The sequence below is a fragment of the Pseudomonas sp. NPDC087814 genome (genome assembly GCF_044742865.1).
In the GTDB taxonomy this organism is placed as follows: Bacteria; Pseudomonadota; Gammaproteobacteria; order Pseudomonadales; family Pseudomonadaceae; genus Aquipseudomonas.
The window spans coordinates 77,998-98,976 of sequence record NZ_JBIUVK010000015.1 but is presented as its reverse complement, the minus strand read 5'-3'; the positions used below and the strand labels follow the sequence as shown (position 1 = coordinate 98,976).

The 20,979-nt window shown below is 62.4% G+C and carries 17 protein-coding genes; 4 read left to right on the top strand and 13 right to left on the bottom strand.

All coding sequences use genetic code 11. From position 1 onward, the window contains the following. Positions 1-63: 63 nt before the first annotated feature. A complete protein-coding gene (locus ACIOMR_RS14435; protein ID WP_177028464.1) occupies positions 64-1,224 on the bottom strand; it encodes an AAA family ATPase in 1,161 nt (386 codons plus the stop codon). A 122-nt stretch (positions 1,225-1,346) separates the two neighbouring features. On the opposite strand from ACIOMR_RS14435, the gene ACIOMR_RS14430 reads away from it, so the two are divergent. From ACIOMR_RS14430 to ACIOMR_RS14415, 4 genes are all read left to right on the top strand, one after another. Beyond that, positions 1,347-2,450 (top strand): efflux RND transporter periplasmic adaptor subunit, encoded by a 1,104-nt coding sequence (locus ACIOMR_RS14430; RefSeq protein ID WP_401194810.1) that lies wholly within the window; start codon positions 1,347-1,349, stop codon positions 2,448-2,450. Continuing rightward, entirely contained in the window at positions 2,447-3,517 is a 1,071-nt protein-coding gene (locus tag ACIOMR_RS14425) for an efflux RND transporter periplasmic adaptor subunit (RefSeq protein WP_401194807.1), read from the top strand. Before ACIOMR_RS14430 ends, ACIOMR_RS14425 begins: the two co-directional genes overlap by 4 nt. Next, positions 3,514-6,567: an efflux RND transporter permease subunit gene (locus ACIOMR_RS14420; RefSeq protein WP_087692737.1), complete on the top strand. Its 3,054-nt coding sequence runs from the start codon at positions 3,514-3,516 to the stop codon at positions 6,565-6,567. Before ACIOMR_RS14425 ends, ACIOMR_RS14420 begins: the two co-directional genes overlap by 4 nt. A 120-nt stretch (positions 6,568-6,687) precedes the next feature. Further along, positions 6,688-8,871 (top strand): glycoside hydrolase, encoded by a 2,184-nt coding sequence (locus ACIOMR_RS14415; RefSeq protein WP_401194804.1) that lies wholly within the window; start codon positions 6,688-6,690, stop codon positions 8,869-8,871. A gap of 94 nt (positions 8,872-8,965) precedes the next feature. Here ACIOMR_RS14415 and ACIOMR_RS14410 read toward each other — a convergent pair whose 3' ends face one another. The 12 genes from ACIOMR_RS14410 to ACIOMR_RS14355 all read right to left on the bottom strand — a co-directional run bounded on the left by ACIOMR_RS14410 (position 8,966) and on the right by ACIOMR_RS14355 (position 20,891). Then, complete coding sequence (locus ACIOMR_RS14410; protein ID WP_008435824.1) at positions 8,966-9,592, bottom strand: bifunctional 2-polyprenyl-6-hydroxyphenol methylase/3-demethylubiquinol 3-O-methyltransferase UbiG; 627 nt, start codon at positions 9,590-9,592, stop codon at positions 8,966-8,968. A 39-nt stretch (positions 9,593-9,631) separates the two neighbouring features. Further along, on the bottom strand, positions 9,632-10,276 hold the full coding sequence (locus tag ACIOMR_RS14405; protein ID WP_003211840.1) for a methionine ABC transporter permease: 645 nt from the start codon (positions 10,274-10,276) through the stop codon (positions 9,632-9,634). Beyond that, a complete protein-coding gene (locus ACIOMR_RS14400; RefSeq protein ID WP_102367883.1) occupies positions 10,266-11,384 on the bottom strand; it encodes a methionine ABC transporter ATP-binding protein in 1,119 nt (372 codons plus the stop codon). Before ACIOMR_RS14400 ends, ACIOMR_RS14405 begins: the two co-directional genes overlap by 11 nt. Then, positions 11,381-12,196 carry a MetQ/NlpA family ABC transporter substrate-binding protein gene (locus ACIOMR_RS14395; RefSeq protein WP_177045593.1) on the bottom strand — a complete coding sequence of 272 codons (816 nt, stop codon included), beginning with the start codon at positions 12,194-12,196 and terminating at the stop codon, positions 11,381-11,383. The genes ACIOMR_RS14400 and ACIOMR_RS14395 overlap by 4 nt, the downstream gene beginning before the upstream one ends. Before the next feature lie 141 nt (positions 12,197-12,337). After that, positions 12,338-13,690 (bottom strand): LLM class flavin-dependent oxidoreductase, encoded by a 1,353-nt coding sequence (locus tag ACIOMR_RS14390; protein ID WP_177021885.1) that lies wholly within the window; start codon positions 13,688-13,690, stop codon positions 12,338-12,340. After that, positions 13,690-14,883 (bottom strand): SfnB family sulfur acquisition oxidoreductase, encoded by a 1,194-nt coding sequence (locus ACIOMR_RS14385; RefSeq protein ID WP_401194798.1) that lies wholly within the window; start codon positions 14,881-14,883, stop codon positions 13,690-13,692. The genes ACIOMR_RS14390 and ACIOMR_RS14385 overlap by 1 nt, the downstream gene beginning before the upstream one ends. A gap of 25 nt (positions 14,884-14,908) precedes the next feature. After that, the gene (locus tag ACIOMR_RS14380) at positions 14,909-16,150 is read right to left on the bottom strand and encodes an SfnB family sulfur acquisition oxidoreductase (protein ID WP_401194795.1); all 1,242 of its coding nucleotides are present in this window, start codon (positions 16,148-16,150) and stop codon (positions 14,909-14,911) included. A gap of 184 nt (positions 16,151-16,334) precedes the next feature. Next, entirely contained in the window at positions 16,335-17,120 is a 786-nt protein-coding gene (locus ACIOMR_RS14375) for a hypothetical protein (protein WP_177021886.1), read from the bottom strand. Positions 17,121-17,457: 337 nt separating this feature from the next. Continuing rightward, a complete protein-coding gene (gene tcyN / locus ACIOMR_RS14370) occupies positions 17,458-18,204 on the bottom strand; it encodes an L-cystine ABC transporter ATP-binding protein TcyN (protein ID WP_134325540.1) in 747 nt (248 codons plus the stop codon). A 3-nt stretch (positions 18,205-18,207) separates the two neighbouring features. Further along, positions 18,208-18,873: a cystine ABC transporter permease gene (gene tcyL / locus ACIOMR_RS14365; protein WP_003211857.1), complete on the bottom strand. Its 666-nt coding sequence runs from the start codon at positions 18,871-18,873 to the stop codon at positions 18,208-18,210. Then, positions 18,873-19,667, bottom strand: a complete 795-nt coding sequence (gene tcyJ, locus ACIOMR_RS14360; protein WP_003211859.1) for a cystine ABC transporter substrate-binding protein — start codon at positions 19,665-19,667, stop codon at positions 18,873-18,875. Before tcyJ ends, tcyL begins: the two co-directional genes overlap by 1 nt. 231 nt (positions 19,668-19,898) lie before the next feature. Beyond that, positions 19,899-20,891 carry a D-cysteine desulfhydrase gene (locus tag ACIOMR_RS14355; RefSeq protein ID WP_003211860.1) on the bottom strand — a complete coding sequence of 331 codons (993 nt, stop codon included), beginning with the start codon at positions 20,889-20,891 and terminating at the stop codon, positions 19,899-19,901. Positions 20,892-20,979 lie beyond the last annotated feature (88 nt).

Here is a 20,979-nt window from a genome sequence, read left to right as displayed (position 1 = left end):
CGTCTGCTGCTGGGACGCGGAGCGTCCCGTGATGCGTTCCCACGCAGAGCGTGGGAACGATCATCAGCTGGGCCAATGCCACGCCGGCTCATCCAGCACCCGCTGCCCCACCACCTGCGTCTGCCCCATCACCTTCTCCAGCACGATCGAATTACACCCTTCATCCTGCTGCAACGCCGCAATCAAGCGGCTGGCATGGGACACCACCCACACCTGACACTGCTGCGACACCTGAATGATCAGCCGCGCCAACGCCGGCAAAAGATCCGGGTGCAAGCTGGTTTCCGGTTCGTTCAATACCATCATCGTCGGTGGCCTCGGCGTCAGCAGCGCCGCCACCAGCAGCAAGTAGCGCAAGGTCCCGTCAGACAGCTCCGCCGCCGATAACGGCCGCAGCAATCCTTCCTGATAAAACTCGATGGCAAAGCGTCCGCCCTGCAACGGCTCGATATTCAACCGTGCGCCGGGAAACGCATCGCTGATCGCCCGCTGCAACGCCTCGGGGTCGCCGATCTCGCGGATGGTCTGCAACGCCGCCGCCAAGTCCCGCCCATCGTGATGCAGCACCGGCGTACGCGTGCCCAGTTGCGGCTGGCGCACCGGGGCGTCGACGTCGCTGCGAAAATGATCATAAAAGCGCCAGCCGCGAATGCTTTCGCGCAGCAGCAATACCTCCGGCGAACCCCGCAGGCTGCCGACCTGATCGAACAGGCTGTGGTAGTTCGGCGTGTGCTGGGCCAGTACATCCCAGGCGCGGCCATCGCGGGCACGTACCATCGGGCCGGAGCGCTGCACCAGCAGGCTCGCCGGGCGAAATACATGCCCGGCCCAGATGCATTCTTTCTTGATCTCCGGGTCCAGGGAAAAATAGGACAAGGTCTTCTCGGGCAACCCCAGGGAAATCGCATAGCTGAAATCCTCTGCGGCAAACCCCAAGCGCAAGCGCTTGGCGCCCTGGCGCACGATGGGCTCCACCGCCACTTCACCACTGAGCATGCGCCGGCTGATGCTTTCCGGCCCGGCCCAGAAGGTTGAATCCAGCCCACCCTCGCGGGCCAGTGCGTTGATCACGCCGCCCTGGGCCGTCTCCGCCAGCAGCCGCAGGGCGCGGTACAGGTTGGACTTGCCGCTGCCATTGGGGCCGGTAATCAGGTTCAACCGATCCAGCGGCACCACCAATTTGTTGATCGAGCGGTAATTGGCCACCGCGAGGGTCTTGAGCATGAGAAAAATTATCGGTTTGGGAACCCCTGGAGTATGGGATTCTCCATGCAGATAAGGAACCCTGTTCTAAGCTCACAGTCGCATAGACACTGGCACGTCGGCATCACGCAAAAGGAGCCTGCATGGGCGGTCCCAAACTCACATTTATCCTCGGCCTTGGCCTGCTGGCGCTGCTGAGCGGTTGCGGCCAGGAAAAAGCCGAACCCAAGGAACATTCCCGGGTGTTTGTGCAGACGGTGAAGTCCACCGACTTTGCCGCCGCCGTGACCTTGACCGGCGATATCCAGGCGCGGGTGCAGACCGATCTATCGTTTCGCGTCGGCGGCAAGATCATCCAGCGCATGGTGGATGTCGGCGACCGCGTCAGCGCCAAGCAAGTGCTGGCCAAGCTCGACCCGAAGGATTTGCAGACCAACGTCGACTCCGCCCAGGCCCAGGTGGTCGCCGAACAGGCGCGGGTCAAACAGACTGCCGCCGCGTTTGTGCGCCAGGAAAAACTCTTGCCCAAGGGCTACACCAGCCGCAGTGAATACGACTCCGCCCAGGCCGCGTTGCGCAGCAGTCAAAGCGCACTGACTGCCGCCCAGGCGCAGTTGGCCAATGCCCGTGAGCAGTTGGGCTACAACTCGCTGGTCGCCGACGCGCCGGGCATCATCACCGCCCGCCAGGCCGAGGTGGGCCAGGTGGTGCAGGCCACCGTGCCGATTTTCAGCCTGGCCCGGGATGGCGAGCGCGACGCGGTGTTCAACGTCTATGAATCGCTGCTGGTGGAGCCGCCGCCGGACAAACCGATTACCGTCAGCCTGCTGGAAAATCCGCAGATCACCGCCGTGGGCAAGGTGCGCGAAGTCACCCCGGCCGTTGCCGCCAATACCGGCACGGTGCAAGTCAAAATCGCCCTCGACGCACTGCCCAAGGGCATGCAACTGGGCTCGGTGGTCAGCGCCACGGCCAACGGGCCGGCCAAGGCCAGCATCGAATTGCCGTGGGCAGCCTTGACCAAAGACATCAGCGCGCCTGCTGTCTGGCTGGTGGACGACGACGGCAAGGCGCAACTGCACAAGGTCACGGTCGCGCGTTACCTGACCGGCAAGGTGATCATCAGCGACGGCCTCAAGGGCGGCGAAAAAGTCGTGGTGGCCGGCGGGCAATTGCTGCACCCCGGCATGATCGTGGAAATCGCCCAGCCGCCGGATCAGGCCCAGGCCCAGGGAGTGCAGCCATGAAGCAGATGACGTGTGTTCTCGCCGCCAGCCTGCTGTTGATGGCGTGTTCCAAGGAAGAACCGGCGCCGGAACCGGTGCGCCCGGTGCTGTCGATTGAAGTGAAAGCCGAGGACCAGGAAAACCTCGGCCGCTTCGCCGGCACGATCCAGGCCCGCTACGAAAGCAATCTCGGTTTCCGTGTGCCAGGCCGTATCGCCCGGCGCGCGGTCGACGTGGGCGCTGAAGTGCAGCAGGGCGCGTTGCTCGCCGTGCTCGACCCCACCGATCAACAGAACCAGTTGCGCGCCGCCCAGGGCGACCTGGCCCGGGTCCAGGCACAGTGGATCAACGCCCAGGCCAATGCTCGCCGCCAGCAGGAACTGTTCAGCCGTGGCGTCGGCGCCCAGGCCCAACTGGACATCGCCCAGACCGACTTGAAAACCACCCAGGCTTCCCTGGATCAGGCCAGGGCCTCGGTCAACCAGGCCAAGGACCAGCTCAACTACGCCGAACTGCGTACCGACCATGCAGGCATCGTCACCGCCTGGAATGCCGAGGCCGGCCAGGTGGTCAGCGCCGGGCAGCAAGTGGTGACCCTGGCACGACCGGACATCAAGGAAGCCGTCATCGACTTGCCCGCCGGCCTCGCCGAACGCCTGCCGCCGGATGTGGTGTTCCTGGTCGCCGGGCAAATGGACCCGAACATCAGCACCACCGCCACCGTGCGCGAGATCGAACCCCAGGCCCAAAGTGCCACCCGCACCCGTCGCGCCCGCCTGACCCTGGCGGAAACGCCGCCCGCGTTTCGCCTCGGCACCGCTATCAGCGTGACCTTGAGCTCAGCCATCGCTCCGCGTATCGAACTGCCCCTCAGCGCTTTGCAGGAAGCCGACGGCAAGACCCGCATCTGGGTGATCGACACCCAAAGCCAGACCGTACAACCCCGAGACGTCACCATCGTCAGCCGCGACGCCGACAGCGCCTTGCTCAACGCCGGCGTCAAACCCGGCGAGCGGGTGGTGAGTGCCGGCGTGAACAGCCTGAAGCCCGGGCAAAAAGTCAAAATCGACGAGGACAGCCCGCGATGAAAGGGAGCTTCAACTTATCCGACTGGGCCCTCAAGCATCAGTCCTTCGTCTGGTACCTGATGTTCGTAGCGCTGCTGATGGGCGTGTTCTCATACATGAACCTCGGCCGCGAGGAAGATCCGTCGTTCACCATCAAGACCATGGTGATCCAGACCCGTTGGCCAGGCGCGACCCAGGAAGAAACCCTGAAGCAGGTCACCGACCGCATCGAGAAAAAACTCGAAGAGCTGGACTCCCTCGACTACGTGAAGAGCTACACCCGGCCCGGCGAGTCCACGGTGTTCGTGTTCCTGCGGGACACCACCAGCGCCAAGGACATCCCGCAGATCTGGTACCAGGTCCGCAAGAAGATCGACGATATTCGCGGCAGCTTCCCCCAAGGCTTGCAGGGGCCGGCGTTCAACGACGAGTTCGGGGATGTGTTCGGCTCGGTGTACGCGTTTACCGCCGACGGCCTGTCGATGCGCCAGCTGCGCGATTACGTGGAGCAGGTGCGCGCCGAAATTCGTTCGGTACCGGGGCTGGGCAAGGTCGAGATGATCGGCCAGCAGGACGAAGTGATTTACCTGAATTTCTCCACCCGCAAACTCGCAGCGTTGGGGATCGATCAGCGCCAGGTGGTGCAGAGCCTGCAATCGCAGAACGCGGTGACCCCGGCTGGGGTGATCGAGGCCGGGCCGGAGCGGATTTCGGTGCGCACCTCCGGGCAGTTCGCCTCGGAGAAGGACCTGGCCAACGTCAACCTGCGGCTCAATGACCGTTTCTATCGGCTGGCCGACGTGGCGGAAATCACCCGTGGCTATGTCGACCCGTCGACGCCGATGTTCCGCTTCAACGGCAAGCCCGCCATCGGCTTGGCCATCGCCATGCAGAAGGGCGGCAACATCCAGGATTTCGGCAAGGCCCTGCACAAACGCATGGACGACCTGACCGCCGACCTGCCAGTGGGTGTGGGCGTGCACAAGGTTTCCGACCAGGCCGAAGTGGTGGAGGAGGCCGTCGGCGGCTTTACCAGCGCGTTGTTCGAGGCGGTGATCATCGTGCTGGTGGTGAGCTTTATCAGCCTCGGCGTGCGTGCCGGGTTGGTGGTGGCGTGCTCGATCCCGCTGGTGCTGGCGCTGGTGTTCGTGTTCATGGAATACAGCGGCATCACCATGCAGCGGGTGTCGCTGGGCGCGTTGATCATCGCCCTCGGCCTGTTGGTGGACGACGCGATGATCACCGTGGAGATGATGATCACGCGCCTGGAAAAAGGCGAGACCAAGGAGCAGGCGGCGACGTTCGCCTACACCTCCACGGCATTCCCGATGTTGACCGGCACGCTGGTGACCGTCGCCGGGTTTGTGCCGATTGGCCTCAACGCCAGTTCGGCGGGGGAGTACACCTTCACGCTGTTCGCGGTGATTGCCGTGGCAATGCTGGTGTCGTGGGTGGTCGCGGTATTGTTCGCGCCGGTGCTCGGGGTGCATATCCTCAGCAGCAAGGTAAAACCCCACAATGCCGAGCCGGGCCGTGTGGGCCGGGCGTTCAATGGCGGCATGCTGTGGGCGATGCGTAACCGCTGGTGGGCCATTGGCATCACGGTGCTGCTGTTTGTAGCGTCGGTGTTTTCCATGCAGTTTGTGCAGAACCAGTTTTTCCCGTCCTCGGACCGTCCGGAAATTCTCGTCGACCTCAACCTGCCGCAAAACGCCTCGATCAACGAGACCCGCAAGGCCGTCGACCGTCTTGAGGCGATCATCAAGGACGACCCGGACATCGCCCGCTGGAGCACCTATATCGGCCAGGGCGCGATCCGTTTCTACCTGCCGCTGGACCAGCAACTGGAGAACCCGTACTACGCGCAACTGGTGATCGTCAGCAAGGGCCTGGAAGAGCGCGGCGCCTTGATTGCGCGCCTGCAAAAACGCCTGCGGGAAGATTTTGTCGGCGTGGGCAGCTTCGTGCAGCCACTGGAAATGGGCCCGCCGGTGGGGCGTCCGATCCAGTACCGGGTGTCTGGCAAGGACATCGACCAGGTGCGCAAACACGCGATCGAACTGGCGACCATGCTCGATAAAAATACCCACATGGGCGAGATCATCTACGACTGGAACGAGCCTGGCAAAGTCCTGCGGGTGGACATCGCCCAGGACAAGGCGCGGCAACTGGGGCTGTCGTCGGAAGACGTGGCGCAGTTGATGAACAGCGTGGTCAGCGGTGCGTCGGTGACCCAGGTGCATGACGATATCTACCTGATCAACGTGGTCGGCCGCGCCGAAGATGCCGAACGCGGTACGCCGGAAACCTTGCAGAACCTGCAGATCGTCACGCCCAACGGCACCTCGATTCCGCTGCTGGCGTTTGCCACCGTGCGCTATGAGCTGGAACAGCCGTTGGTGTGGCGTCGCGACCGCAAGCCGACCATCACCATCAAGGCGGCGGTGCGCGACGACATGCAGCCGACCGACCTGGTGAAACAGCTCAAGCCGGACATCGACAAGTTCAGTGCTGGGTTGCCGGTGGGCTACAAGGTCGCCACCGGCGGCACCGTGGAAGAAAGCGGCAAGGCCCAGGGCCCGATTGCCAAGGTGGTGCCGTTGATGTTGTTCCTGATGGCGACCTTCCTGATGATCCAGCTGCACAGCGTGCAGAAGATGTTCCTGGTGGCCAGCGTGGCGCCGCTGGGGCTGATTGGCGTGGTGTTGGCGCTGATTCCCACGGGCACGCCCATGGGCTTTGTGGCGATTCTCGGGATCCTTGCGCTGATCGGCATCATCATCCGTAACTCGGTGATCCTGGTGACGCAGATCGACGCCTACGAGCGCGACGGCTACACGCCGTGGGACGCGGTGGTGGAAGCTACCGAACACCGGCGCCGGCCGATCCTGCTGACCGCAGCAGCGGCCAGCCTGGGCATGATCCCTATCGCCCGTGAAGTGTTCTGGGGCCCGATGGCCTACGCGATGATCGGCGGGATCATCATCGCCACCTTGCTGACGCTGCTGTTCCTGCCGGCGCTGTACGTGGCCTGGTACAAGATTCGCGAGCCGAAGAAAGAACAAGCCTGACGGCCACAGCGGTGACATTCCTACACGGACGTGGGAATGTTCCCTGAAACATTTTTTTGCCCTTCGCACCCGATCAATTGTTTTACCCTCCGGGCCTGATCCTTTGCCAAGGCCTGCCCCATGCGTTGTTTCCTGCTGGTTTGTAGCTTGTTACTGTCGCCCGTGGCCCTTGCCGGCACGGTGCTGGAGAACGCCCTGTGGCGGGTTGAGATCGACCCGGCGACCCTTGCGATCCACGTTTTCCCCAGCGACAAGACCGCCGTGCAGGCTTCAAGCGGAGGCCCTGCGCACAGGGTCAACCAGCTCTCCCAAAGCACCCGTCAGGCCAGTTGGCAATGGGACGATGGCGCCTATCGCCTGAGCGCCACCCTCGAGCAACGGGATCTTGCCCTGACGATTACCGCCCGTGATGCCGGTGAGTTGGCGATCCTGCGCCAACCCGCCAGCGCCATGGGCAAGGGCCTGATCTGGCCCCTGGCCGAAGGGCATTACGTGCCGGCGGGCAATGGTGTGTGGCAGGACTTCCTGCTGGAACAGGGCGACGTCAACACCACCCAGGACCTCAGCTTGCCGCTGTGGGGCGTGGATCACGGCGCGTTTACCCTCAACTGGCTGATGACCAATCCTTACAACAACCGTCTGCACTGGCAGGCCGACGGCAAAGGACTGGCGTTGTCCGCCTCCCATGAGTTCACCACACTGGACCCAGCGGCGCCGATGACCGTGCTGTTGCACCTGGGCGAAAGCGACCCGCTGGCCGGCGCCAAGCGTTATCACCAGTGGCTGGTGGAGCAGGGGCTGTTTGAACCGTTGGCGGACAAGTTGCGGCAAACCCCGGAAGCGGAAAAGCTGCTGGGCGCCAGCCATATCTACCTGTGGGGCGATGACCTGCTGAGCTTGGGTGATGTGCGGGACTGGCAGCAGTTGCTCAAACTGCTGCGCAGTGGCAAAGGCTTGGCGGCGGAGTTGAATGGCTTGCTGGACAAAGAGGCTGCGCAGGTTCGACAGGTCAAGCAACCGTATGAGCAGGCTGTCCTGCTGCGCGGCCTGAATGCGGCGATCAACACAAAGGCCCGGCAGGGCTGGCAGCCCTCCACCGAACCGAATATGACCCAACTCGCTGATGGCTATGGTGCGCTGCGTCGTGAGTTGGCCGTGGCCTTTGCCGGTGCCTTGAGCACAACGCCCGAGACCTGGGGCAATACGTTGTCGGTCACCAATGCATTGAAGGGCGCCGGCCTCAAACGTCTCTTGGTGACCCAGGGGGAGGGCTGGGAAGGTGGGCTCTGGCATCCTGAAGCGGTGAAGGCCGGGGTCGACGCCGGTTACCTGATGGCGCCCTACGACTCTTATGAAACGGCACTGTCGGCCACTGAAAATCCCGACTGGACCACCGCGCACCTGGGCAGCAAGGCCTATGGCGAGTGCGCGATCGTGTTGAAGGGCGGCCAACTCAAGACAGGCTTCCAGAAGTCCGGCCACTACACCGACCCGCGCTGCGTGCGGCCGTTGCTGGAGGCGCGGATCAAGGCGGTGCAGGCCAAGTCCGGGTTCAACGCCTGGTTCCTCGACGCCTATGCCACCAGCATGTTGTTCGACAGCTATCGCACGGGTGCGAGCATGACCCAGGCACAAAACGCCGAAGGCAATATCGATGCGGCCCGCTGGATCAATACGGCGCTGAAGTTGCCGGCAGGTTCCGAGGACGGCAACGCGATCACCGCCCGAGGCATCCTGTTTGCCCACGGCATGCAAACGCCGGTGCTGGGCTGGGGTGATCGGGAGATCACCAAGGACAGGCAGTCGCCGTATTACGTCGGGGCTTGGTACCCGCCGGAACAGCCGGCGGTGTTCTTCAAGTCGGTGCCGTTGAAAGAGCCGTTTCGCACGGTCTACTTTGACCCGACGATGCGCCTGCCGCTGTATCAGGCGGTGTTCCATGGCTCGGTGATCACCACCCACCATTGGCTGTTCGACAGCCTGAAACTGAGCAACGTGCGGGCCGAAAACGAGCTGACGCAACTGCTCTACAACGTGCCGCCGCTGTATCACCTGAGTGCGGCGACGGTGAAGCAGCGCTTGCCGGTGATTCAGCGCCAGGACGCGTTCTTTCGGCCGCTGCATGAGCGGTTGGCGACTCAGGCGATGACCGATTTTCGCTGGCTGACCGAAGATAAACAGGTGCAGCAGACCACGTTTGCCGATGGGACGCGGTTGGTGGCGAATTTTGCTGAGGGGCGTATTACGGCTTTTGTACCTGGCGCCCAGACTGTGGTGTATCAGGTGGATGAGTGGCGGCTGTGAGTCCTTCGCGAGCAAGCCCGCTCCCACAGGGGAATGCATTCCAAAATGTGGGAGCGGGCTTGCTCGCGAAGGCGTAAGCCCAAACAACAAAGACCTACAGCTTGCGCCACACACTCGCCAGCCACGGCTGTTGTTCCCGAGGCAATCCCGCTGGCCGGTAGTAATGCTCCAACTCCATAAACCCCGCAGCCGTCAGCAATTCCTGCCAGGCCTGCAAGTCGTGATACGAGCCATACCGCGGCCCATTCCAGCCCTCCTGGTTTTCACCCCGAGGGTTTGAGCTGAACAACACTCCACCGACCTTCAACGCCCCATGCAACTGCCCAAGAATGCGCGGCAGTTCCTGCTTGGGAATATGAAACAGCACCGCATTGGCGAAGATCCCGTCGAAACGGCCGGCCGGCAAATCCAGCTTCAGGAAGTCCTGTTGCAGCACTTCACAGCCGCTGTCTTCCCGGGCCATCTGTGCAAAGCGCTCCGAACCATCGAGCCCCACCGCGATGTGGCCCATGCGGGTAAACGTCTGCAAATCCCGCCCCGGCCCGCAGCCGAAGTCCAGCACGGTAAACGGTGCGTCGCCCTGGATATGCCGCAGCAACGCATCAATGTTCTGGCTCACATCGTGATCGCGGGTGCCTTCACGAAAATCCTCGGCCACTTTGTTGTAGTGGCCAAGGGTGGTGGAGGTGATCTGGTCGAGGTCGTCGGGGGCAAGTTTCATGGCAGGTTATACCGGGCGCTGAGATGGCCCGACTATACCTCACCTCTTGTTCAGAACCCTGGCCAACCGATCGCCGCCCAACTGAATCACGGCTACCAGGATCACCAGCAGCACAATCACGGTGAGCATGATCTGCGTGTCAAAACGCTGATAGCCATAGCGATAGGCAATATCCCCCAGCCCACCGGCGCCAATTGCCCCGGCCATGGCCGAGGAGTTGATCATCGTCACCAGGGTAATCGTGAACCCGCCGACAATCCCCGGCAGCGCCTCCGGCAGCAGCACATGCCAGACGATATGCCAGCGCCGGCAACCCATGGCCTGCGCCGCCTCGATCAAGCCGTGGTCGACTTCGCGCAAGCTGACTTCGGCGATCCGCGCAAAGAACGGCGTGGCCGCGATGGTCAACGGCACCACCGCCGCCCACACGCCATAGGTGGTGCCGACGATCAACCGGGTGAACGGAATCAGCGCCACCATCAAAATCAAAAACGGGATCGAGCGGAACAGGTTAACGAACGCCCCCAGCACCCGATTCAAGGCAGGCGCCTGATAGATGCCGCCCTTGTCGCTGGTCACCAGGAACACCGCCAGCGGAATCCCCACCAGCAATGCAATCAACGACGACACTCCGACCATCAACAGTGTGTCGATGGCGCCCTGCAATAAACGATCAAACCACATAGCCCAGCACCTCCACCTGTTGTGCCCAGCGCCCGGCGCGGCTGCGCAGTTCTTCGGCGGTCAGGGACGAGCCGCTCACCGCCAGCAGCAATTGCCCCAAGGCGTGGCCCTGGATGCGTTCCACACCGCCTTGCAGCAAGCGCACGCGCCCGCCGAGGGCGCTGAACAACGCAGCAAGATCAGGTTCGTCTTCGGCACTGCCAGTCAGTTGCAAGCGCAGCACCACGGCGGCGTCCTTTGAGGTCGGATTGGCCTGCAGGCGGCTTTGCAACTCTTCAGGCAGGCCATGTTGCAGCGGCGCCAGCAGGGTTTTACTGACCTCATGCTGCGGGTTGCCGAACACTTCCCACACCGGACCTTGCTCGACCACATGGCCGTGTTCCAGCACCACCACGCGGTCGCAGATTTCGCGAATCACGGCCATTTCGTGGGTGATCAGCACGATGGTCAAGCCCAGGCGTTTGTTGATCTCCCGCAGCAGGCCGAGGATGGATTGCGTGGTCTCAGGGTCGAGCGCCGAAGTGGCTTCGTCGCACAACAGAATCTGTGGGTCATGCACCAGTGAGCGGGCGATGCCCACCCGCTGTTTCTGCCCGCCGGACAGCTGGGCCGGGTAAGCCTGGTGCTTATCCTGCAAACCGACCAATTCCAGCAGTTCACGCACCTTCTTCTCGCGCTGCTCCTTGGGCACGCCTGCGACTTTCAACGGCAGTTCGACGTTCTGCCACACAGTCTTGGCCGACATCAGGTTGAAGTGCTGGAAGATCATGCCGATGCGTCGGCGCAGGGCGACCAGGCGGTCTTCGTCGAAGTCGCCGATGTCCACCTGGTCAATCAATACCCGGCCGCTGCTCGGTTGTTCCAGGCGGTTGATGGTGCGGATCAGCGACGACTTGCCGGCGCCGCTGCGGCCGATGATGCCGAAGACTTCGCCGCGCTGGATCGCCAGGTCGATGCCTTGCAGGGCGGGCACGGATTGGCCGTCATAGGTCTTGCCCAGGTTGATAAAGCGCACGTGCGCGCGATTCAGGTCCGGGTGCAGTTCTGTCTGCTCGGCGTCCCTGGGCGGCAGGCCCAGGTCGCGCAGTTGAGAGTGGGCGGCGGTCATTTTTTATCTTCCCAGCCCACTTGGTAGAGCTTGCCAAGGGATTTATCCAACGCGGCGCGCACCACCGGCGAGTGCTGGTAGATGTCGACGAACTTGATCACCCGCGGGTCGGTTTTGCTCTTGGGCTGGACCACGAACTGGATCACGTATTCCGGGTGGTCGAGGCCGTCGAACAGCAGCGCCGACTCGGCATCGAAGGTCTTGGACAGGCGGATATACGCCGGGTAGCCCTGCACCAGGTCGGCGTCGTCATAAGCGCGCACCAGTTGCACGGCTTCGACTTGCAGGATCTTGATCTTCTTCGGGTTGGTGACGATGTCTTCTTCAGTGGCCTTGTAGCCTACGCCCGGCTTGAGCGTGATCAAGCCGGCCTTGGCCAGCAGTTGCAGGCCGCGACCACTGTTGATCGGGTCGTTGGCAATCGCCACGCTGGCGCCCTGGGGCAGGTCGTTGATGCTTTTGTACTTCTTCGAATACAGCCCGACGTTATTGATGATGCCCGGCGCGTACGGCACCAGGTCAAAGCCTGCAGCGGCCTTGGCGTTTTCCAAAAACGGGATGTGCTGGAAGTAGTTCACGTCGATATCGCCGGCTGCCAGGCTGACGTTGGGTGCGATCCAGTCGGTGAATTCCACCAGTTCGACTTTCAAACCCTGTTTGCCGGCCTCGGAGGCGGCGGCCTCCAGGGGAATGGCGAAGGCCGCGGTGGTGCCGACTTTCAACGGTGCGTCAGCGGCGAATACCGCCGAGCTGAACAATCCGAGGGCGAGAGCCAGTGCTTTGACTGGGTGGCTGAGCAATGTTTTTTTCATAGTGGATTTCCAGTCATAAGGTGTGAGTGCAAACAACTCGGTCAACTGTGGGAGCGGGCTTGCCTGCGATAGCGGTGGGTCAGCGACATTTCTTCAACAGACACTCCGCAATCGCAGGCAAGCCAGCTCCCACATTTTGGTTCAGTGGCGGTAGGTGGAGCCGGTATGTTGTTCAGGCAGGTGCGCCGAGTGGTGGAAGACTTTCTCCCGCAACGTCCCGGTCTCATACGCGGTCTTGTACGAGCCCCGGCGCTGCAGCTCCGGCACCACCAGTTCGATGAAGTCGACGTAGCTTTCCGGGGTGACGATGCGCGTCAGGTTGAAGCCATCCAGGCCGGTTTCGCTGATCCATGACTCAAGTTCATCCGCCACCTGTGCCGGCGAACCCACCAGGGTGATGTAGCGCCCGCCCAGGGCGTGCTGCTCAAGCAACTTGCGCCGGGTCCAGTCATTGTTCTGCAGGTTCTTGGTCGCGGACTGGATGGCGTTGCTCTTCACGTACTGGATCGGTTCGTCGATTTCGTACTGTGAAAAATCAATCGCCGTGGATGCCGAGAAATGCGCCACGCCGGCTTCCGCACTGGCGTAGCTCAGGTACTCGGCGTGCTTGGCCCACGCAGCTTCTTCGGTGGCGCCGACAATCACGTTCAGGCCCATGAACACCTTGATATCGTCCGGGTTGCGCCCGGCTTCCACGGCGCTGGCGCGCACCTTGTCCACCTGGATCTTGGTCGAGGCCTTGTTCTGCCCGCTGATGAACACGCACTCGGCGTGGCGCCCGGCAAACAGCAGTCCACGGTCGGAGCTGCCCGCCTGGAACAGCACCGGCGTGCGTTGCGGCGACGGCTCGCACAGGTGATAACCCTCCACCTGATAGAACTCGCCCTTGTGCTCGACCTTGTGCACTTTTTCCGGCTGGGCATACACCCGCGCCTGCGGATCGTTGATCACCGCGTCGTTTTCCCAGCTGCCTTCCCAGAGTTTGTAGAGCACCTCCAGGTATTCGTCGGCCTGGTCGTAGCGCCGGTCGTGCTCGACCTGCTCGGTCAGGCCCATGGCCTTGGCGGCGCTGTCGAGGTAGCCGGTGACGATGTTCCAGCCCACCCGGCCACGGCTCAGGTGGTCGAGGGTCGACATGCGCCGGGCGAACAGATACGGCGGTTCGTAGGTGAGGTTGGCGGTCAGGCCGAAGCCAAGGTTTTTGGTCACCGCCGCCATGGCCGAGACCAGCAGCAACGGGTCGTTGACCGGCAGCTGGATCGCTTCCTTGAGCGGCACGTCCACCGAGTTCTGGTAGACGTCATACACGCCGACGATGTCGGCGATGAACAGCCCGTCGAACAGTCCGCGTTCCAGCAACTGCGCCAGTTCGGTCCAGTACTCGATGGTTTTGTACTGGGTCGAGTTGTCCCGTGGATGGGTCCACAGGCCGTGGTTGATGTGCCCGATGCAGTTCATGTTGAAGGCATTGAGCAGGATCTTTTTCTTCGTCATCAGATAGTCCCCCGCAGTGGCGGGTTTTCATCGTTGAGGTAGTAATTGCCCACAGCGTGGTACTTCCAGCGCACCGGGTCGTGCAGGGTGTGCACCCGGGCGTTGCGCCAGTGGCGGTCCAGGCCGTGTTCGGCGAGGGTCGCCTGGCTGCCGGCGAGTTCGAACAGGGTGCTGCCGGCCGCCAGGGAAATCTCGGTGCTGAGGGCGCGCACTTCGGCGACCGCGATGGATGCGGCCGCGACGGTGTCGGCATTGCTGTCGGCCTGGGCGCGGTCGAGGAATTCGCCTGAGCGTTCCAGCAGGGCTTCGGTGGCGTGCAGGCGGATGCTCAAGTGGCCGAAGCTTTTCAGGGTCAGCGGATCTTCGGTGGCCTTGTCGCTGGTGGCATCGATCCACGGCCGGGTCTTGGTGCGCACGAAGTGCAGGGCATCCTCATAGGCAGCACGGGCAATGCCGGTGTCGATGGCGGCGTGAAGGATCTGCGCCAGCGGGCCGACAGTGGTCGGGCGTTCGAAGGCACTCTGGAACGGGATCACGTCCTGGGCCGCGACCCACACGTTATCGAACACCACCGAACCGCTGCCGGTGGTGCGCTGGCCGAAGCCGCTCCAGTCGTCGATCACGCTCAGGCCCTCGCTGTCACGGGTGACAAAGGCCAGTTGCTGCACACCGTTTTCGTCCACCACGGACGTGGGAATACGTTGGGCGTAGATCGCGCCGGTCGAGTAGAACTTGCGGCCGGTGATACGGAAACCGTCACCGTCGCGGGTGATCTTGGTGATGCGGTCGTGGGCGGTCCTGGTGCCCAGTTCTGCCAGGGCATTGCCGAAGCGCTGGCCGGCGAGCACTTCGGCGTACAGGCGTTTTTGCTGCGCCGGGCTGCCGTTCACCCGCAGCACTTCGAGGGCATAAAAATGGTTTTGCGGGATCTGCCCCAGGGACGCATCCGCCTGGGCAATCAGTGCCGTGACCTTGGCCAGGGTGACGTTGGAAACGCCGGCACCGCCGAACTCCTTGGGTACGCTGATGCCCCACAGGCCGGAGCGGGAAAACACGTCCAGCTCAGGCAAGGGCAGGCGGCGTTCACGGTCACGCAAGGCGCTGTCGCGGCGGAAGTCTTCGGCCAGGTCGCTGGCGACAATGAGGGCTTGTTCATCGCTGGTAATAACCGCGACGTGATGAGAAAGGGTCATGCGTATTCTCCAGAGGTCTGGTCGGTTAAATCCAGGAATGTCGGGCAGGTAAAGTGCCGTTGAGGTGGTAAGCGCCCACCGCGTGGTACTTCCAGCGGACCGGGTCGTGCAGGGTGTGCACCCGGGCGTTGCGCCAGTGGCGGTCGAGGTTGAATTCGGCGAGGGTCGCGCGGCTGCCGGCCAGCTCGAACAGCTTTTCGCTGGCGAGCAGGGAAATCTCGGTGGTCAGCACCTTGGCTTCGGCCACGGCAATCGACGCGCGTGCGGCGGACTGCGCGGTGATCGGTGCGGCGCTGACTTGGTCCAGTACCTGGCCGGCCTTGCGCAGCAGGGCTTCAGCGGCGTGCAGTTCGATCTTCAGCTTGCCGATATCGGCGATCACATACAGGTCATCGCTGGCCCGTTCGACCTTGGCGTCGATCCATGGCCGCGAGCGTTCGCGTACAAAGCTGATGGTGTCGTCGATCGCGCCACGGGCGATGCCGGCGTCGATGGCCGCCTGGATCAATTGCGAGACTGCGCCCTGGATGCTCGGTGTTTCGCCGAGTCGCCAGGTTTCCACCACCAGTTCGGCGTCCACCGCCACTTGATCCAGCAGCACTGTGCCGCTGGCGGTGGTGCGTTGGCCAAAGCCGGACCAGTCATCGACGATGCGCAGGCCTTCGGTGCCACGGCGCACGAACGCCATGACGACTTTGCCGTCATCGTTCAAGGCCTTGACCGCCACCCAATGGGCGAACAGCGCGCCAGTGGAGTAGAACTTCTGGCCACTGACGACGTAGCCGTCACCTTCGGCTGTGATGCGTGACTTGAGGTCCAGGGTGTTTTTGGTACCGCGTTCCGGGCCGCCGTTGCCGATGCGCCAGCCGTCCAGCACGCTCTGAAACAGCTGCTTTTTCTGGCGCTCGCTGGCCGCACCTTGCAGCACGTGCAGGATGCCGAAATGGTTCTGCGGGATTTGCCCCAGCGCCGGGTCGGCCGCGCTGATGATCGCGAACACCTCGGCCAGGGTCACGAAGGACACCTGCGGGCCGCCGTACTCACGGGGAATGGAAATACTGCCCAGGCCGCTGCGGGTGAAGTGTTCGATTTCAGCCCAGGGCAGTTTGCGTTGCTGATCGCGCCTGGCCGCTTGCAGGCGCGCGGCCTGTGCCAGCTCGTGGGCGGCGCTCAGGGCCTCGGCGTCGTTGCGCAGCACTTTGGCGGGCAACAACAGCGGGGCAACGTCCAGATCACTCTGGGGGGGTGTTTGTGCCAAGTTAGACATCAGCGCCGCTCCTTGGCTGCACGCAATGCCCTGGCGTTACGCACCGGGGTAATTTTGACCATACCTACCTCACATCCGTTGAAAAGATAAAAAAATCAGGAATGTCCGGTGGTCCGGTGCATATACCCTAAGCGTGTTAAATTTTTTAATAAACTAACTTTTAGGAATATGCATAGAAGGTCTGTCACCCCGGTTCACAGGGCGAGCCGGGGCGACGGGGTTGGTAGGCCAGCGGGGCCCTGGCGGGGCTGGTCGGGGCCTGGGGAGCGAGCGCGGCGATGCGCAGGATGCGGGCTGGCGCCCAGCTTGAATTGTTGCCGACCCGGTCGAGAATGCAGTAGGTCACTTCGAGGCGATGGTCGTCCCCGGCCTCGACAATGATGGCCGACGGCACCCACACCTGCACCGCCTTGCCCACATCGTCGGCCTGGATGCTCGGCAGGTCCAGGCGCACGTCACCCCAGCGCAGGGTGATCTCGTCATCGGTCGCCATGTTCAGGTACGGCTCGATGGTCAGGGGCACGCCACGGCGGATCTGGCTGCTGTTGACGCCATGGCGACGGATGGTCTCGGGCAGGCTGACGGCGGCCAGGTTCTGGTTTTCATCAAGGCTCAGTGCCGAGGGCATGCCGCCGGGGTAGTCGGTCTTGACCTGCACCCGGGTGATGGCCGAACGCGCCGGGCCGTGGCCGACCTGCATGACCCGGTAATGAATCCGTGCCGGGCCATTTTGCACAAAGCTCTCCGGCACTCGCAGGCTGGTGGGCATGCCGATCTTGCCGGCGGTGATGCGCCGGGAGGCGGCAAAGCAGTTGTTCCAGAACAACTCGATCAGGTCGCCCTCGTCCATGCCGCAGTAAGGCGCGATGTCGACCTGCAGGTTTGTCGCAGCGAGGGCATTGATGCCTTCTCGATGGGCCTGGGGCAAGGTCGGGGCAGTGAGCAGCGCCTGGGTGGAAATACGCTTCATAAATAATCTCCTTGGTGCAGCCAGCAGCAATCGTTCCGGACATCAGGCGCGGGCAGGCGACGTAGTCCGAAAGAAACGATTTAATAAAAAACCAGAATGGATCCAATCCTCTGGGCGTTAGATAAGAGGCTTGGTTAGTTGGCGTCAAGAGGCTGGGCGGGGCAAACAGGGGGTTATGGAATATTCAGAAGGGTCTTACTGGGAGGGCGCTGCAAGTGCGTGCTTCAGGGTGACTTTTACCCAATGAATAAAGGGTGTTTCCCCAAAAACACTAAAGAGGCGAGTTGCCTTTCGGCAACTCTATAAAGCGAAGCTTCTTACAATGAATCGGCGCAAGTTAGTTGTTGATGAACTTGCTGAGAAACTGCCGGGTACGTTCTTCTTTCGGGTTGGCAAACAGCGCCTTGGCTTCGCCTTGTTCAACAATGACGCCCTTGTCGAAGAAGATCACCCGGTTGGCCACATCCCGGGCGAAACTCATTTCGTGGGTCACGATGACCATGGTGCGGTTTTCTTCCGCGAGGCTGCGAATGGTCGCCAGCACTTCGCCTACCAGCTCCGGGTCCAGGGCCGAAGTCGGCTCATCGAACAGGATCACCTCCGGCTCCATCGCCAGGGCCCGGGCAATGGCCACCCGTTGCTGCTGCCCACCGGAGAGGCGGCGTGGGTAGGCGTCTTCCTTGCCTGCCAGGCCAACCCTGGCCAATAGCTTGCGGCCCAGGGCATCTGCGGCGGCCCGGGGCATCTTCTTGACCACGATCGGGCCTTCGATGACGTTCTCCAGGGCCGTGCGGTGCGGGAACAGGTTGAAGTTCTGGAACACAAAACCCACGTGCTGGCGCAGGCGCCGCACCAGGCTTTGCTGTTGGTTGAGCGGGCGGCTGCTGTCGATCTCGATGTCACCGACCTTGATTCGGCCACTGGTGGGTTCTTCGAGGAAATTCAGGCAGCGCAGCAAGGTGGTCTTGCCGGAACCGCTGGGGCCGATGATGGCGACGACTTCGCCTTCCTTGACCTCAAGGTCGATCCCGTTAAGCACCACCTGACCCTTGAATTGTTTGGTCAGTTTTTCAACCACGATCATGCTTCAAGACTCCAGGTCATGCCGGTTGACTCGTGCTTCCAGGCGGTTTTGCACGTGCGCCAGGACGCTGGCAAGAATCCAGTAGATCAAGGCGGCGGACAGATACATGGTGAAAATTTCGAAGGTACGGGCCGAGACCAATTGCGCCTGGCGGAACAGCTCCGGCACCTGGATGGTGGCGGCCAGGGCAGTGTCCTTGACCAGGGAAATAAAGCTGTTGCCCAGCGGCGGCAAGGCCGTGCGCATGGCCTGCGGCAGGATGGCCCGGCGCAGGGTCTGCGCACGGGTCATGCCGATACTGGCCGCAGCTTCCCACTGGCCGCGCTCGATGGAACCGATGGCGGCACGCAGGATTTCACAGGCATAAGCAGCCATGTTCAGCGAGAAGCCGATCATGGCCGCCGGGATCGGATCCAGCTCGATGCCCACTTGCGGCAAGCCGTAGTAGATCAGGAACAGCTGTACCAGCAAGGGCGTGCCGCGAAAGAACGACACGTAGACGCGGGCGGTCCAGCTCAACAGCTTGAAGCGCGACAGGCGCATCAAGGCCAGGCCGAAGCCCAGCAGCAAGCCGAAAAACATCCCGCCGAGGCTAAGGATGACCGTGAAGTACGCGCCCTTGAGCAGAAAGGGCGCGGAGTCCAGCGCGAGTTGGAAACCTGCTTCCATTATTGAGTAACGTCAGCGTTGAAGTACTTCTCGGACAGCTTCTTCAAGGTACCGTCGGCGCGCAGTTCGTCCAGAGCCTTGTTCACCGCGGCCAGCAGTTCAGGCTCGCCTTTGCGCAGGGCAATACCGGCTTCCTGACGGGAGAACGCAGCACCTGCAGCGGCGGTGTCCTTGGCTTTCTTGGCGTATTCCAGCGCGGCGAGGCGGTCGATCAGGATGGCGTCGACACGGCCGATGCGCAGGTCCTGGAACTTGGTTGGGTCATCGTTATAGGTTTTGACGATGGCTTTCGGTTGGTTTTCCTTGAGCCATTGTTCGTAGTTGGTGCCCAGGCCCACACCGATCTTCTTGCCGGCCAGGTCGTCGGCGGTCTTGATGGTGTCGACATTTTTCGCCAGGGTCAGCGCCTGGATCCCGGAGACGGTATACGGCTTGGAGAAGTCATACTTTTCCTTGCGCGCATCGGAGATGGTCACCTGGTTGACGACCGCGTCCAGGCGCTTGGATTCCAGGGCGGCGAGGATGCCATCCCACGGCGTGGCTTGCAGCTTGACCTTGACGCCCAGCTTCTTGGCCAGCGCTTCAGACAACTCGACCTCGAAACCGCTGAGCTTGCCGCTTTCGTCGACGAAGCTGAACGGCGGGTAGGTGCCTTCCAGGCCAATCTTGATTTCGCCGGCTTTCTTGATGTTGTCCAACTGCTCGCCGGCAACTGCCTGACCGAGCCACCCGGCGCCAAGCGCCAGCCCCAATGTGCCAACCAGTAACGTGCGACGGAATACGGAAATAGTCATGAAGAGCCCCTGTGTTTTTTATGTTGAGCGATGCAGGTGACGCGGTAGTCGTATCCTGCCTTAAAAGCGCGGTGTGTGGGAGCCGGGCTTGCCCGCGATTGCATCAACTCGGTGTTTTGGATCTGCCCAGTCATGCGTATCGCCATCAAGCTCGCCTACGGCGCGACTATAAAGCCGGTTTTTAAGACTTGAAAATAATATAAAATCAGATTGATATTTCTTTATTGAATATCAAAAGCTCGAATCATAAGCAAACAACGCCGGTGCGCCACCCGTGTGCAGGAAGATGATCGGCCCCTCTTCAAAGCGCTGGCGTCCAATGCCATCCAGCAACCCGGCCATGGCCTTGCCCGTGTAGACCGGGTCCAGCAGCAGGCCTTCCTGGCTCGCTACCAGCTTGATCGCCGCCAGCGTGCCGGCACTCGGCTCGCCATAACGGGGGGCGAAGTACTCGTCCCACAGGATCACCTTGAACGCGTCCGGCAGCGGCACGCCGAGCAGTTCGGCGGTACGTTCGGCCAGGCCCTGCACCTTGGGGCGCTGGGCTTCGTCGGTACGGGACACCGTGATGCCAATCACTTGCAGGTCGGGCAGCACTTCGGCCAGCGCCAGGGCCAGGCCGCTGTGGGTGCCGGCGCTGCCGGAGGCCAGGACCACGGTGGAGAACGGGATGCCGCTGTCTTCAATCTGCCCGGCCAGCTCCAGCCCGGCGCGCACGTAACCCAGGGCGCCGAGGGCGTTGGAGCCGCCGATGGGCACCAGGTACGGCTTCTTGCCGTTGCTGCGCAGGCGGTCGGCGAGGGCGTTGAGCTGGTCGTCGACGTTGTCCAGGTTCTCCACCAACTCGACCTTGGCGTCGAACAGCTCCAGCAACAGGCGGTTGCCGTTGGCCAGGTAGTTGGGGTCTTCGGTGCCCGTCGGGTTTTCCAGCAGGGCAACGCAGCCCAGGCCCAGCTTGGCGGCCAGCGCAGCGGTCTGGCGTACATGGTTGGACTGGATCGCGCCGGCGGTCACCAGGGTGTCGGCACCCTGGGCCAGCGCATCGGCGGCGAGGTATTCGAGTTTGCGCAGCTTGTTGCCGCCCATCGCCAGCGGCGTGGTGTCGTCGCGTTTGACGTAGACGTCACGCCCCAGCCAGGCCGACAGCCGCTCGAGTTTTTCCAGGGCGGTGGCGCCGCCCAGCAGTTCCAGACGGTTAAAGCGGTCGAGCTGTTGTTTGATCATGGCTACGCACGGGTGGTCAGAGATGCTGGGACTATAGGCAGGCACTTTTGCGTCGGCAACCGCCAATCGCTTATGTCGACGGGTTATT

What these genes read in the sequence shown, in the direction of transcription:
- ACIOMR_RS14435 (WP_177028464.1), bottom strand. Translation starts at nt 1,224, where the DNA reads ATGCTCAAGACCCTCGCGGTGGCCAATTACCGCTCGATCAACAAATTG.
- ACIOMR_RS14430 (WP_401194810.1), top strand. Translation starts at nt 1,347, where the DNA reads ATGGGCGGTCCCAAACTCACATTTATCCTCGGCCTTGGCCTGCTGGCG.
- ACIOMR_RS14425 (WP_401194807.1), top strand. Translation starts at nt 2,447, where the DNA reads ATGAAGCAGATGACGTGTGTTCTCGCCGCCAGCCTGCTGTTGATGGCG.
- ACIOMR_RS14420 (WP_087692737.1), top strand. Translation starts at nt 3,514, where the DNA reads ATGAAAGGGAGCTTCAACTTATCCGACTGGGCCCTCAAGCATCAGTCC.
- ACIOMR_RS14415 (WP_401194804.1), top strand. Translation starts at nt 6,688, where the DNA reads ATGCGTTGTTTCCTGCTGGTTTGTAGCTTGTTACTGTCGCCCGTGGCC.
- ACIOMR_RS14410 (WP_008435824.1), bottom strand. Translation starts at nt 9,592, where the DNA reads ATGAAACTTGCCCCCGACGACCTCGACCAGATCACCTCCACCACCCTT.
- ACIOMR_RS14405 (WP_003211840.1), bottom strand. Translation starts at nt 10,276, where the DNA reads ATGTGGTTTGATCGTTTATTGCAGGGCGCCATCGACACACTGTTGATG.
- ACIOMR_RS14400 (WP_102367883.1), bottom strand. Translation starts at nt 11,384, where the DNA reads ATGACCGCCGCCCACTCTCAACTGCGCGACCTGGGCCTGCCGCCCAGG.
- ACIOMR_RS14395 (WP_177045593.1), bottom strand. Translation starts at nt 12,196, where the DNA reads ATGAAAAAAACATTGCTCAGCCACCCAGTCAAAGCACTGGCTCTCGCC.
- ACIOMR_RS14390 (WP_177021885.1), bottom strand. Translation starts at nt 13,690, where the DNA reads ATGACGAAGAAAAAGATCCTGCTCAATGCCTTCAACATGAACTGCATC.
- ACIOMR_RS14385 (WP_401194798.1), bottom strand. Translation starts at nt 14,883, where the DNA reads ATGACCCTTTCTCATCACGTCGCGGTTATTACCAGCGATGAACAAGCC.
- ACIOMR_RS14380 (WP_401194795.1), bottom strand. Translation starts at nt 16,150, where the DNA reads ATGTCTAACTTGGCACAAACACCCCCCCAGAGTGATCTGGACGTTGCC.
- ACIOMR_RS14375 (WP_177021886.1), bottom strand. Translation starts at nt 17,120, where the DNA reads ATGAAGCGTATTTCCACCCAGGCGCTGCTCACTGCCCCGACCTTGCCC.
- tcyN (WP_134325540.1), bottom strand. Translation starts at nt 18,204, where the DNA reads ATGATCGTGGTTGAAAAACTGACCAAACAATTCAAGGGTCAGGTGGTG.
- tcyL (WP_003211857.1), bottom strand. Translation starts at nt 18,873, where the DNA reads ATGGAAGCAGGTTTCCAACTCGCGCTGGACTCCGCGCCCTTTCTGCTC.
- tcyJ (WP_003211859.1), bottom strand. Translation starts at nt 19,667, where the DNA reads ATGACTATTTCCGTATTCCGTCGCACGTTACTGGTTGGCACATTGGGG.
- ACIOMR_RS14355 (WP_003211860.1), bottom strand. Translation starts at nt 20,891, where the DNA reads ATGATCAAACAACAGCTCGACCGCTTTAACCGTCTGGAACTGCTGGGC.